Origin of the sequence: Flavobacterium maritimum (assembly GCF_040049085.1) — a bacterium.
Lineage (GTDB): Bacteria > Bacteroidota > Bacteroidia > Flavobacteriales > Flavobacteriaceae > Flavobacterium > Flavobacterium maritimum.
Genome location: NZ_JBDLZY010000004.1, coordinates 426,527 through 439,774, shown reverse-complemented (window position 1 = coordinate 439,774; position 13,248 = coordinate 426,527). Strand labels below are relative to the sequence as shown.

Annotated in this window: 11 protein-coding genes; 8 read left to right on the top strand and 3 right to left on the bottom strand. The window is 33.3% G+C overall.

All coding sequences use genetic code 11. From position 1 onward, the window contains the following. The first annotated feature begins 15 nt into the window (after positions 1 to 15). Complete coding sequence (gene priA, locus ABEB23_RS11265; protein WP_348812696.1) at positions 16 to 2,496, top strand: replication restart helicase PriA; 2,481 nt, start codon at positions 16 to 18, stop codon at positions 2,494 to 2,496. Positions 2,497 to 2,509: 13 nt separating this feature from the next. On the opposite strand, the gene ABEB23_RS11260 is transcribed toward priA, so the two are convergent. Next, complete coding sequence (locus tag ABEB23_RS11260; protein ID WP_348812695.1) at positions 2,510 to 3,205, bottom strand: LytR/AlgR family response regulator transcription factor; 696 nt, start codon at positions 3,203 to 3,205, stop codon at positions 2,510 to 2,512. Between the two features lie 167 nt (positions 3,206 to 3,372). On the opposite strand from ABEB23_RS11260, the gene rpsF reads away from it, so the two are divergent. From rpsF to ABEB23_RS11225, 7 genes are all read left to right on the top strand, one after another. Further along, entirely contained in the window at positions 3,373 to 3,714 is a 342-nt protein-coding gene (rpsF, locus tag ABEB23_RS11255) for a 30S ribosomal protein S6 (RefSeq protein WP_077370382.1), read from the top strand. 5 nt (positions 3,715 to 3,719) lie between these two features. Continuing rightward, positions 3,720 to 4,016 (top strand): 30S ribosomal protein S18, encoded by a 297-nt coding sequence (rpsR, locus tag ABEB23_RS11250; protein ID WP_007138295.1) that lies wholly within the window; start codon positions 3,720 to 3,722, stop codon positions 4,014 to 4,016. A gap of 66 nt (positions 4,017 to 4,082) precedes the next feature. Further along, positions 4,083 to 4,523: a 50S ribosomal protein L9 gene (rplI, locus tag ABEB23_RS11245; protein ID WP_348812694.1), complete on the top strand. Its 441-nt coding sequence runs from the start codon at positions 4,083 to 4,085 to the stop codon at positions 4,521 to 4,523. A gap of 328 nt (positions 4,524 to 4,851) precedes the next feature. Next, entirely contained in the window at positions 4,852 to 8,046 is a 3,195-nt protein-coding gene (locus ABEB23_RS11240) for a TonB-dependent receptor (protein WP_348812693.1), read from the top strand. A gap of 115 nt (positions 8,047 to 8,161) precedes the next feature. Further along, entirely contained in the window at positions 8,162 to 8,635 is a 474-nt protein-coding gene (locus ABEB23_RS11235) for a DUF6495 family protein (protein WP_348812692.1), read from the top strand. 78 nt (positions 8,636 to 8,713) lie between these two features. Beyond that, positions 8,714 to 10,717, top strand: a complete 2,004-nt coding sequence (gene ligA, locus ABEB23_RS11230) for an NAD-dependent DNA ligase LigA (protein ID WP_348812691.1) — start codon at positions 8,714 to 8,716, stop codon at positions 10,715 to 10,717. Next, positions 10,707 to 11,399: a lysoplasmalogenase gene (locus ABEB23_RS11225; protein WP_348812690.1), complete on the top strand. Its 693-nt coding sequence runs from the start codon at positions 10,707 to 10,709 to the stop codon at positions 11,397 to 11,399. The genes ligA and ABEB23_RS11225 overlap by 11 nt, the downstream gene beginning before the upstream one ends. Here the strand turns inward: ABEB23_RS11225 and ABEB23_RS11220 are convergent. Next, positions 11,385 to 12,296: a bifunctional metallophosphatase/5'-nucleotidase gene (locus tag ABEB23_RS11220; RefSeq protein WP_348812689.1), complete on the bottom strand. Its 912-nt coding sequence runs from the start codon at positions 12,294 to 12,296 to the stop codon at positions 11,385 to 11,387. The genes ABEB23_RS11225 and ABEB23_RS11220 overlap by 15 nt on opposite strands. A gap of 107 nt (positions 12,297 to 12,403) precedes the next feature. Continuing rightward, positions 12,404 to 13,213 carry a 5'-nucleotidase C-terminal domain-containing protein gene (locus ABEB23_RS11215; protein WP_348812688.1) on the bottom strand — a complete coding sequence of 270 codons (810 nt, stop codon included), beginning with the start codon at positions 13,211 to 13,213 and terminating at the stop codon, positions 12,404 to 12,406. Positions 13,214 to 13,248 lie beyond the last annotated feature (35 nt).

Below are 13,248 nucleotides of genomic sequence, written 5' to 3'. Positions count from 1 at the left end.
ACCTAAAAGCCAATAATGTATTTTGTCGAAGTAATTTTACCGCTCTCTCTGGCCAAAACCTTTACTTATCAGGTTTCAGAAGCTGAATTCCATTATATCAAAAAAGGAATGCGTGTGGTTGTGCCTTTCGGCAAAAGTAAAATGTATACAGCGCTGACGATTGAAATTCATCAAAACAAACCTAATCTTTATGAGGCAAAGGAAATTCATCAGATTCTTGATGAAAAACCAATTGTCACCGAAATTCAAATTGCTCATTGGGAATGGATTGCTTCTTATTATATGTGCGCAATAGGAGATGTCTATCGAGGAGCAATGCCGAGCGCATTATTATTGGAAAGCGAAACCTTAATTTCCCAAAAACAAGATGTATTTGTTGATGAAACTCAACTTTCTGATGAGGAATTTTTGGTTTATGAAGCTTTGCAACAGCAAAGTTCTTTAAAAGTGCAAGATATAATCGCAATTCTAAATAAGAAAAATATATTTCCAGTTATTCAAAAATTGATTGATAAAAATATATTAGTACTGCAGGAAGAAATCCAGGAAAGTTACAAACCAAAGTTTGTTCGTTATGTGCGCTTGCATCCTAAGTACAATTCAGATTCCGGTTTAGGAGAATTATTGGAAGCTTTAAAAAACGCTGCTAAACAAAGGGAAATAGTCATGAATTATTTTCAACTCAGCGCGTCTGAAAAGACCCGAAGTAAATCCGAACTGAGCGTAGCTAAACCCATCACGGTAAAAAAATTGGTTGAAGCGTCTAATTCTTCTGCTGCAATTGTAAAAGCCTTAATCGAAAAAGAAATATTTGAAGAATATTTTCTTCAGGAAGACCGCGTGAATTTTGCGGGGAAAGCACAAGAGGAACAACTGCAATTAAGTTCGGCACAACAAAACGCTTTTGACGAAATTAAAAATAATTTCACTCAAAAAGAAGTTTGCCTGTTGCACGGCGTTACATCAAGTGGAAAAACAGAAATCTATATCAAGCTTATTGAAGAATATATTGCCACAGGAAAACAAGTCTTGTATTTATTACCGGAGATTGCTTTGACTACCCAATTAGTGGGAAGGTTAAGGGCTTATTTCGGAAATAAAGTAGCTGTTTTTCATTCGAAATACAATAACAATGAGCGTGTCGAAGTATGGAATCAAGTGTTAGGACATTCTCCTAAAGCTCAGGTAGTGATAGGGGCAAGGTCTGCCTTGTTTTTGCCTTTTCATAATTTGGGTTTTATTATTGTTGACGAAGAACATGAGCAAACATTTAAGCAGGTTGATCCTGCACCACGATACCATGCTCGAGATGCGGCAATTGTTTTGTCTCATTCACATAAAGCAAAAGTGCTTTTGGGTTCAGCTACACCAAGTATAGAAACCTATTTCAATGCCCAATCAGGAAAATACGGTTTGATTGAACTGTCGGCACGCTTTGGAAATGTACGCATGCCAGACATTGAATTGGTCGATTTAAAGGATAAATATTTCCGTAAAAAAATGACGGGTCATTTTAGTGATACGCTGATTGATGAGATCACTACAGCTTTGTCTTTTGGCGAACAAATAATTTTATTTCAAAACAGAAGAGGGTATTCTCCTATAATAGAATGCATAACTTGTGGTCATGTACCACAATGTCAGCAATGTGACGTGAGTTTAACGTTTCACAAACATAAAAATCAACTGCGTTGTCATTACTGTGGTTATACCATGGCAAAACCGACGCATTGTCATTCATGCTCCAGTGTTGATTTAACAACAAAAGGATTTGGTACTGAACAGATTGAACAGGAATTGATCTCTATTTTCCCAAATGCAAAAACAGGAAGAATGGATCAGGATACTACCCGTGGTAAATTTGGTTTTGAAAAAATTATAGATAGTTTCAAGAATAGAGAGATTGATATTTTGGTTGGTACACAAATGCTTGCCAAAGGTTTGGATTTTGACAATGTGAGTTTGGTAGGTATTATGAATGCAGATAATATGTTATACCATCCTGATTTTCGGGCATTCGAAAGAAGTTTTCAAATGATGACCCAGGTAGCGGGGCGTTCAGGTAGATCAGAAAAACAGGGAAAAGTAGTTATTCAGACTTATAATCCTAATCATAATACGATTCAGCAAGTCACTAATAATGATTATGCCGGAATGTATAAGGAACAGTTGTATGATCGAAAAATATATAAATATCCTCCCTATTTCAGAATCATAAAACTTACATTGAAACAACGTGACTTTGATAAACTAAAGGAGGGTTCCATGTGGTTGTATCAGGTATTGAGTCAAAATCTAAATATGCCGGTATTAGGTCCTGAGGAACCAGGTATCAGTAGAATAAGAAATGAGTACATTAGAACAATAATGATCAAGATACCTCAAAATACTTCAATAGGAAGCACAAAAAAAACTATTCAAAAAATATTGAATAGTTTTGAGGCTGTATCTTTATATAGAGCTATAAAAGTTACGATCAATGTAGATTTTTACTAAAACAATTGCTTCCTTAAGCAAAAGAAAGTGCTTTTACTAAATCTTCTTTTTTGTTTCTGCTCAATGGAATTTTTGTAACTCCTATTTCAGCATATTTACTATTGAAACGTTCTACCTTATCTATATTAATAATGTATGATTTGTGAACTCTGATAAATTTATCCTTCGATAAATCATTTTCAAAAGATTTCATGGTTGAAAGAACCAAGTTACTGTCTTCTTCGGTAACGACTCTAACATAATCCCCAAAAGCTTCAATCCATTTTATTTTAGCCGTAAAAATTTTTAATTTTTTCAGATTGCTTTTAATGAAAATATGTTCTCCTTCATCTTCTTTGTTCTCTCTTTTAAGTAGATGCATGTCAATGGCTCTTTTTACAGAAGCATTAAAACGATCCACAGCAATTGGTTTTTGAAGATAGTCTGTCGCATCATAATCGAAGGCCTTCATAGCGTATTCCGCTTTGGAGGTGATAAAAATAATCTGAGGTTTTACTTTTAAACCATCTAAAAAATCAAAACCACTTATAACAGGCATTTCTATATCCAGAAATATTAAATCAACATTATGAATAGACATACAACTTCGAGCTTCAATTGCATTAGAAAAATCGCCTATTAAATGTAAATTAGGATGATTATTCACTAATTTTGCAATGATCATCCTTTGTATGGAGCTATCATCTACAACAACACAATTTAGTTTCATAATTATCTATTTTTATGATTTGGATATGTAAACTTACTATTAAATTTTCATAAATACCAATGTTTAACTGGATATTTTTGCATTACAACGAATAAAGTAAAAAAGCGCTTGCTAAATCAAAAAAAAGAATTACTTTTGCAGCCAATTTAACAAATAAATACATATTTATGAATCATTATGAAACTGTTTTCATTTTAAATCCCGTTTTATCTGAAGTTCAGGTGAAGGAAACAGTAAGCAAATTTGAAGATTTTCTTACTAGCAGAGGAGCAGAAATGGTATCGAAAGAAGATTGGGGCCTTAAAAAAATGGCTTACGAAATTCAAAACAAAAAAAGTGGATTTTACCACTTGTTCGAATTCAAAGTATCAGGAGAAGTTCTTATCGCTTTTGAAACTGAATTTAGACGTGACGAAAGAGTTATGCGTTTCTTAACTGTAAGTCTTGACAAACATGCTATTTCTTGGGCTGAAAGAAGAAGAGCAAAACTTAAATCTCAAAAAGCTTAATTATCATGGCAACATTACAACAATCTGCTTCAGGAAAAAAAGACGGAGATATCAGATATCTTACGCCTTTGAACATAGAAACAAACAAAACTAAAAAGTATTGTCGTTTCAAAAAATCAGGTATCAAATATATCGATTATAAAGATGCTGATTTCTTATTGAAATTTGTTAATGAACAAGGGAAAATTCTTCCTCGTCGTTTAACAGGTACTTCATTGAAATACCAAAGAAAAGTGTCTGTAGCTGTGAAAAGAGCACGTCATTTAGCTTTAATGCCATACGTGGCCGATTTATTAAAATAATTAAAAATTAACAGTTGTTGGTTTTCTGAAACATGAAACCTAACTTCTCAAATAAAGGACAACAACATGGAACTTATTTTAAGAAAAGACGTTCAGAATTTAGGATTTAAAGATGATGTAGTAACTGTGAAAAACGGTTATGGTCGTAACTTTTTAATTCCACAAGGATTTGCTCATTTAGCTACTTCTTCTGCAAAGAAAGTATTGGCTGAAAACCTAAAACAAAGAGCTCACAAAGAAGCTAAAGTAGTAAACGATGCTAAAGCATTGGCTGAAACTTTAAAAGCTATCGAAATTAAAATCTTCGCAAAAGCGGGTGGTGAAAAATTATTCGGTTCAATCACGAATATTGATATCGCAGAAGCTTTAGCAAAAGGAGGTCAAGAAATCGAAAGAAAATTCATCACTAGCGGAATCGTTAAACGTACTGGTAAATATTCTGCCAGCGTTCGTTTACACAGAGATGTTATCGTAGAATTACCTTACGAAATCGTAGCTGAAAAATAATATCAGATAAACTATTTGATAAATAATAAGAATCACTCCTAACTCAGGAGTGATTTTTTTTTATATTATTTTTTCTCCATTAAGAATAACAATTATGTAACAATTGAAAATCTTCATCAATTAAGTACTTTAAAAATTGACCTCTAGAAAAATTGTAACCATTCTTTCATAACTTTTTCATTTAAAGAATTTATATAAAAAATATCTTACAAAAGTACTATATAAAAATAACATTGCGTTAACATTTTGTTAATAAAATATTTTAATCACTTCTGAGGGTGGTTTTTTTTTGGCTAATTTTGACCCAAAATAACTCACACTCAAACAAATGAAAAAAATCATTACTTTATTATTTATTGTATGCAGCCTTCATTCCATGATGGGACAGACTACAACTTCCAGTATTAAAGGAACTGTAAAAATGTCCAATAATGAGTTGCTTCCAGGAGCAACAATTCAGGCAACCCATACACCAACAGGATCAAAGTATTCTGCCTTATCAAACGCAGATGGACGATTCAATCTGTTGAATATGAAAATTGGTGGTCCGTACAAAATTGTAGTAACCTTCGTAGGGTTGCAAACACAAGAAATCAATGATGTTTACCTTGATTTAGGTAAAGCTTTTAACCTTGATGTTCTTATGGCAGATGAAAATCAACAATTGCAAGAAGTAAAAGTTTCTTCTAAAAGTAAAGTTTTTCAAGACAGCAAGACAGGAGCAGAAACTACTATTGGTAGAAAAGAATTGTCTGCATTACCTTCTATTTCTAGATCTGCGGAAGATTTTACACGTTTGGAGCCAACCGCTAGTGGTGGATCTTTTGGAGGTAGAAACGATCAGTATAATAACTACTCTTTGAATGGTGCCGTTTTTAACAATCCTTTCGGATTGGATGCTGCGACTCCAGGTGGGCAAACTGGCTCACAACCTATTTCATTAGATGCAATCGACCAAATTCAGGTAGCTACAGCTCCTTATGATGTTACCTTATCCGGTTTTACTGGTGCTTCAGTAAATGCAGTTACCAAGTCAGGTACAAATGAATTTCACGGTACAGCTTATGGTTATTACAGAAATGAAAATATGACTGGTGACAAAGTACATGGGGAAAAAATATTTGTTCCTTCATTAGAGCAAACTCAAGCTGGTTTTAGTATTGGAGGTCCGATCATTAAGGATAAATTATTCTTCTTCGCCAACTATGAAATTGATACCAGAAGTGATTTAGGATCAAACTTTGTCGCAAACAATGGAGACGGTGTTACAGGGGTAAACGAATCAAGAGTTTTAGAAGCTGATTTAATTAATGTTTCTAATGCTTTAGCTGCTTTAGGTTATGATACAGGTGCTTATCAGGGATTCACTCATGATTCAGATTCTAATAAAGGAATTATTAAATTAGATTGGAACATTAATGACGATCATAAATTGGCAGTCATTTATAATTTCTTGGATGCTTCCAAAGATAAACCTGCGCACCCAACTGCATTAGGATTTAGAGGACCAAATGCCTCTATTCTTCAGTTTGAAAAATCTGGTTACGAAATCAACAATAAATTAAGTTCTTTTTTGGTTGAATTGAATTCAAAATTCAGTGAAACTGTTTCTAATAAATTACAAACTGGGTATACTCATTTTGATGATTTTAGAAATCCATTTTCTTCTCCTGCACCAGTTATTAATATTCAGGATGGAGCAGGTGCTAACTATATTATTGCAGGACATGAACCATTTTCAATCCACAATACATTAGATCAAAAAGTTTTTCAAATTACTGATAACTTGAGTTATACTGTAGGGAATCATTCATTTACTTTCGGAGGTTCTTTTGAAAAATTTCAATTTAAAAATTCATTTAACCTAACAGGATATGAAAACTTTGGTAACCCTAACGGATACGCAGGTTTGTTTTATACTCCTTACTCAAATGTAGATGCTTTCTTAGCTGATGCTGCACAACCATTTGCAACTAGTATTGTTGCGCAAAATTTACAATATGCACAAGACACATTTAATTCAAAAAATTCTTTTGAACCAGGAGAAATCAATGGTTGGAAATTATCTGAATTGAATGTAGGACAAGTTGCTTTTTATGCTCAAGATGATTGGAATATCAATGATGATTTTAAATTATCTTTAGGTTTAAGAGCAGATAAACCATTATACTTCAATACTGCTGATTTAATTCAAAAATATATAGATGTTAATGCTGCCAGCGGTTCAGTAAGAGATACTACTATTGATTACTTTGATCCGGAAACTGGAGAAGCTGTAAAATTAATTTCTACTGAATTACCGACTGATAAATTACTTTGGTCTCCAAGAATTGGTTTTAACTGGGATGTTAATGGTGCTAGTACTTCTCAACTTCGTGGTGGATCCGGAATCTTTACAGGTAGAATTCCTTTCGTTTGGTTAGGAAATCAGGTAAGTGGTGCGGATGACTCTTTTTTCCAAATTATGGATCCGGATTACAAATGGCCACAAGTTTGGAGAACAAGTTTAGGTTACGATCATAGGTTTAATAGTGATTACATTGTAACTGTCGACATGTCTTATAACAAAGATATCAATGGAGTTCACGTTCAAAACTGGGGATTAAAAACTCCAACAGGAACTTTGGCAGGTGCTGATAATAGAATGATCTATACTGCTGCAGATAAAGGAGCTAATAATGCTTACGTTATGACAAATTCTGACAAAGGCAGTGCTTTCAATGGTTCTGTTAAAGTGCAAAAAACTTTTGATAACGGATTGTATGCCAGTGTTGCCTATAATTACTTGAAATCTAAAGACGTAAACTCTATTGAAGCTGAAATTACGGGTGATGCATTTGCATTTAATCCAGCTTTAGGAAATGTAAATGATGCTGTACTTTCCAATTCAAAATATGGCGATAATAATCGTTTCATTGGTGTAGGTTCTAAAAAATGGAAATATGGTAATGATAAATGGGCTACAACCGTTTCTACCGTATTTGAATATGCTCAAGGAGGTCGTTTTAGCTATACTTATGGAGGAGATATCAATTTTGATGGTTCAGGTGCCAATGATTTAATTTTTATTCCGACTACTGCACAAATTGGGACTATGACTTTTACTGGTAGTGCAACGGAAATTGCTGCACAAAGAAGTGCTTACGATAGTTTTATTTCTCAAGATGATTATTTAAATGACAGAAGAGGCCAATATGCACAACGTTACGGCGCCTTATCTCCATGGAGAGGAAAATGGGATTTAAAAATATTACAAGATTATAACTTCAGAGTTTCATCTGCTTCTGAGAAAAAGAATACAATTCAATTCAGTATTGATGTCTTGAATTTTAGTAATCTGTTAAATTCTGACTGGGGATTGGTTCAAAATCCTATAAGTGTACAGCCAATTGGTGTAACTGTTGATCCAGCTACCAATGTTCCTACCTATACATTTAACGGTACCCAAACGAAAACTTTTTCTTATGATGCCAGTTTAGCTTCAAGATGGCAAGCACAATTTGGTATTAGATATATTTTCTAAAAAATAAAATAAAAAATATATTAAATTTGCCCTCTCGTTTGAGAGGGCTTTTTTTTTAATCTGAACTTGGTTCAGATTCTTTTAAGATTAAGAAACTGAAATAAATTCAGCATATATGAAATATACAAGATTAACTAAAGAACAATTTGAGGAATTGAATCAGGAATTCAGTACTTTTCTGGCTACTCAAGCAATTGACAAAGCAGAATGGGATACTATTAAAACAGCAACCCCAGAAGTTGCTGAACAGGAATTAGATGTTTTTTCGGATTTGATTTGGGAAGGTGTTCTTTCAAAAGCAGAGTATTTAGAACATTTTTCAAAAAATCATATTTTTCTTTTTCAATGCTTTGACACTTATGTTCAATCCATCGTTTTAAAATCACTAGTTCCCGAAACTGATTTTCTGACCCGCGAAGGTTTGCAATGGCTTAGTGATAATATGTTTACTGATACTATTGAAATGAAAATTGGGAAAAAAGAATTTACGGAAGAACGAAATTTATCTATTTTTCAATTAATTCAGCAAGGTGCTTTTTTGAGTGACGGACAACTATACCAACAAATAAATTCAATTATTAAGTCGTAATTATATTACTTATTAATACGGAATACGTTATTTTCGTGCCCTATTTCAAAAATCTAAAATTGCCAATTTACATTTTCTATGGATATTCAAAGTACAATTCAAAAACTACGGGAAGAATTAAATCAGCATAATTATAATTATTATGTGTTGGATAAACCCACAATTTCCGATTTTGAATTTGATTTGAAATTAAAACAACTCCAAGATTTAGAAAATAAGCATCCCGAGTTTTTTGATGAAAATTCTCCTTCCCAAAGGGTGGGAGGTACCATCACAAAAAACTTTCAAACTGTTACTCACGAATACCGGATGTATTCTTTGGATAATTCCTATTCTAAAGAAGAATTGGTTGATTGGGAAAAAAGAATTCAAAAAGTCTTAGGAGATGTTCCTTTGCAATATACCTGCGAGTTAAAATATGATGGGGCATCCATAAGTATTACCTATGAAAATGGGGCTTTAAAACGTGCTGTTACGCGTGGTGACGGATTTCAAGGGGATGATGTGACCAATAACATAAAAACCATCAAATCTATTCCGCTAAAATTAAAAGGAAATTTTCCTGATAAATTTGATATCCGTGGTGAAATCATTTTGCCTTTTGCCGGTTTCGAAAAAATGAATCAGGAATTAATAGAAATTGGAGAAACTCCTTATTCTAACCCAAGAAATACAGCTTCTGGAAGTTTGAAATTACAAGACAGTGCCGAAGTTGCTAAAAGACCTTTGGATTGTCTATTATACTTTATTATCGGAAATAAATTGCCTTTTAATTCTCAGTTTGAAGGATTGGAAACAGCCAGAAATTGGGGATTTAAAGCTCCCAAAGAAGCAAAATTGGCCAATAGTTTAGAAGAAGTTTTCCAATTCATAGATTATTGGGACATTCATAGACATAATCTGCCTTATGAGACTGATGGTGTCGTTGTAAAAGTAAATTCTTTTCAACACCAGGAAGAATTAGGATTTACAGCCAAGTCTCCACGTTGGGCAATTGCTTTTAAGTTTAAATCAGAACAGGTTTCAACAAAATTAAATTCTATTTCCTATCAGGTAGGACGTACAGGGGCAATTACACCTGTAGCTAATTTAGAACCGGTGCAATTGGCAGGAACGATTGTGAAACGAGCCTCTTTGCATAATGCAGATCAAATCGAAAAACTGGATATTCGTGTCAATGATACAGTTTTTGTAGAAAAAGGAGGGGAGATTATCCCTAAAATTATAGCTGTTGATTTGAGTAAACGTCCTGAAAATACTGAACCAACAAAATATATTACACATTGTCCTGAATGCAGCACTCTTTTGGTACGAACAGAAGGGGAAGCAAATCATTACTGCCCAAATTTTTACGGTTGTCCGCCACAGATTATTGGTAGGATTCAGCATTATATTTCAAGAAAAGCAATGGATATTGAAGGCCTTGGCGGAGAAACGGTAGCCTTACTTTATAATAATGGATTAGTTCATAATTATGCCGATTTGTATGAATTGACAGTTGAACAAATTCTTCCTTTAGAGCGAATGGCCCAAAAATCAGCTGAAAATTTAGTCAAAGGCGTTGAAAACTCAAAAACGATTCCTTTTGAACGTGTTTTGTTTGCTCTTGGAATTCGTTATGTGGGTGAAACTGTAGCCAAAAAATTAGCCAAGCATTATAAAAACATAGATGCATTAAGTCAGGCGTCCTTAATGGATTTGATTTTGGTAGACGAGATCGGTGAACGTATAGCTCAAAGTGTAATCGACTTTTTTGAAAATCCTGAAAATCGAAATACAATTGAACGATTAAAAAAGCATGGAGTTCAATTCGAAATTATTGAAAATATTAATCCGGATGCCACAGACAAACTTTCCGGAAAAACCTTTGTGGTTTCAGGTGTATTTTCAATGTTTTCAAGAGATGATTTGAAAAAAGCAATTGAAGATAATGGAGGAAAAGTAGGGAGTTCTATTTCTGCAAAAACTGACTATGTAATTGCAGGAGATAACATGGGGCCCGCTAAACTTGAAAAAGCAAATAAATTGAATGTCCCTATCATTTCTGAAGAGGACTTTTTAAAAATGTTGAATGAAGCCTGAAACACCGTCCTTACTCCTTTATTTTTTTAGTTGTGTTGCTGCAGTATCCTTTAATGCGATGGGAGATTATACATCTGCCATTTATTCAAAAGGAGTTTTGGTACCTTCTATTTTTATCTATTATTTGATTACCAATAATTACAAAATTGATCTCCTAAAAATATTAATTTTTATTTTTAGTTTCTGTGGTGAAGTCTATTTTCTAATAGATAACACCTATACCGAAATGATACCTATTGTAAGTTTTTTGCTGGTTTATATATTTATTTTGAAGTATGTCATCAGCGATTTTAAGAAAATTAAATTATACAAAAAAGACTTTTCTCCAATTCTGATTGCAGTACTTTTGATTCTTATCTTGTTTTGCACTATTTTAAATTTACAATTTGAACGAATGGAAATTGATTTTTCATTTATTGTAATTTACTCTTCTGTATTAGCTTTCCTGAGTTTTTTGTCTTTTGCTTGCTTCATATCAAAACCATCCTACAGTTTTTTGAATTTAATTTTGATGTCAACTTGCTTTATAATCTCGGATATTTTCTATATGCTGGATAATTTCTACTTTACATTATCAACATTTAGGATATTAGGAAGCAGTACACAAGTTTTATCCTATTATTTTTTGGTAACCTATTTTATTGAACAAGATAAATTTCTAAAAAAGTTAAACAATAATTGACTTTCCTTGAGCACTATTTTGTTTGTTATTATCAAAGTGAAAATCAATTCTGCCCAGATTAATTCCATAACAACCAACTTGATTGACTAATACATCATTGCCTGCAAGATTTTTCACAACTGTCGGTTTGTCCAGAAAAGTATGGGTATGTCCACCAATGATTAAATCAATATCTTGGGTTAGCTCGGCCAATTTTAAATCACAAAGTTTTGTAGCATCGTCCTTGTATTTATATCCCAGATGCGACAGACAAATCACTAGATCACATTTTTGTTCTTTCTTCAAAATGCGAACCATATCCTGTGCTGTTTCAATCGGATTATTATAAACAGTTTCTTTATACATTCTTTTATCTACCAAACCATCAAGTTCGATTCCAAGGCCAAAAACGCCCACTTTTATCCCATTTTTATTGAAAATTTTGTAAGGCTTTACAAAACCATCCATCACGGTGTTTTTAAAGTCATAATTAGCCGAAATAAATTCGAAAGTAGCATGCGGCATTTGCGCACGCAAGCCTTCTATGCCATTATCAAAATCATGATTCCCAATAGTCGAGGCATCATACTGCATCATGCTCATTAATTTAAATTCCAATTCACCTCCATAATAATTGAAATAAGGAGTTCCCTGAAAGATATCACCGGCATCAAGCAGCAATACATTTGGATTTTCTTTTCTTATGGTTTCAATCAAAGCAGCTCTTCGGACAACACCTCCCATATTTGGATTTCGGGGATGGTCTGCAGGAAATGGATCAATATAACTATGTACATCATTAGTATGCAGAATGGTCAAATGCTTACTATCGATTGATTCAAAACTACTCAACGATAATCCTAAACTCATTAAAGCTGTACCGGCAGCCGTTTTTTCTATAAAATCTCTTCTTTTCATTTTTGTGTTTTTTGGAGCTATTTCCCGCTATCCGCTATATCCACGCAAAAAAGCGTGGGATGCCGCTACTATCGGGGCTTGGGAATTGGGGATTAATACGCTTCTATTTATTCAACAGTAATTCGGGTATCATTGATGACTGCAATAGTATCTACTTCCTTAAAGTAATCAATCAGAATATTTCTTAATTTGTAATCCAAATCAAACTTTTGAATTCCTTTTTTAAAGAAATTCATATTATCACCCCCATTCGCTAAATAGTCATTAGTCCCAACATAATAAATCTTATCTTTTTCGACAGGTTTTCCCTGTATCAATATATTTTTGGCAAGATTATTTTGACCGATTGTAAAAGACATTCCGGCTAATGGATGTGGTTTTTTTTCTGCTATGAAATAATCGGCTATTTCAAAAATTTGTTCTCCCTTCAAAGCAATTACAACAAGGCTGTTTTCAAAAGGCATAATTTCATAGGCAGTTCTGGTAGTCACGTTCCCTTTTGGAAGAATAGCACGAATACCACCGTTATTAAGTAAACAAATATCAATATTCTTTTTCTCTCGGGCATTAAAAACCATGTTTCCGCGCTGCATAGTTACATCTGCCATCAAATTCCCAATGGTTGTCTGCCATTTCCCTGAACTTTTATCCAATGTTTCTGGGCAATAGGCCAGAACACTATCCAGGTCTTTGTTGATGTGTTCACGGTATGGTTTAATAAAGTTTTCTATTTGCTTCAGCTGTTCACCTTCTTGGCTCGTTTGAAGAACTTGATTTTCTTTTTCAGTAATAGGAATTCGCTTTCCTTCTATTTTAGTAACATAATAATTTTGCTTGCTACAAGAAACAACAAAAAAAAGTGTTAAGAATATAACAAAAAGTTTTAAAACATCGTTATACTTTTTTAGATTTACCATTTTTAATGCGACTTAATTAATTAATTTTGTAAACG

Excerpts from the sequence above, each read along its gene's own strand:
- ligA (WP_348812691.1), top strand. The coding sequence starts at position 8,714 with ATGGATATTCAAAGTACAATTCAAAAACTACGGGAAGAATTAAATCAG.
- ABEB23_RS11225 (WP_348812690.1), top strand. The coding sequence starts at position 10,707 with ATGAAGCCTGAAACACCGTCCTTACTCCTTTATTTTTTTAGTTGTGTT.
- ABEB23_RS11220 (WP_348812689.1), bottom strand. The coding sequence starts at position 12,296 with ATGAAAAGAAGAGATTTTATAGAAAAAACGGCTGCCGGTACAGCTTTA.
- ABEB23_RS11235 (WP_348812692.1), top strand. The coding sequence starts at position 8,162 with ATGAAATATACAAGATTAACTAAAGAACAATTTGAGGAATTGAATCAG.
- rpsF (WP_077370382.1), top strand. The coding sequence starts at position 3,373 with ATGAATCATTATGAAACTGTTTTCATTTTAAATCCCGTTTTATCTGAA.
- rpsR (WP_007138295.1), top strand. The coding sequence starts at position 3,720 with ATGGCAACATTACAACAATCTGCTTCAGGAAAAAAAGACGGAGATATC.
- rplI (WP_348812694.1), top strand. The coding sequence starts at position 4,083 with ATGGAACTTATTTTAAGAAAAGACGTTCAGAATTTAGGATTTAAAGAT.
- priA (WP_348812696.1), top strand. The coding sequence starts at position 16 with ATGTATTTTGTCGAAGTAATTTTACCGCTCTCTCTGGCCAAAACCTTT.
- ABEB23_RS11260 (WP_348812695.1), bottom strand. The coding sequence starts at position 3,205 with ATGAAACTAAATTGTGTTGTTGTAGATGATAGCTCCATACAAAGGATG.
- ABEB23_RS11240 (WP_348812693.1), top strand. The coding sequence starts at position 4,852 with ATGAAAAAAATCATTACTTTATTATTTATTGTATGCAGCCTTCATTCC.
- ABEB23_RS11215 (WP_348812688.1), bottom strand. The coding sequence starts at position 13,213 with ATGGTAAATCTAAAAAAGTATAACGATGTTTTAAAACTTTTTGTTATA.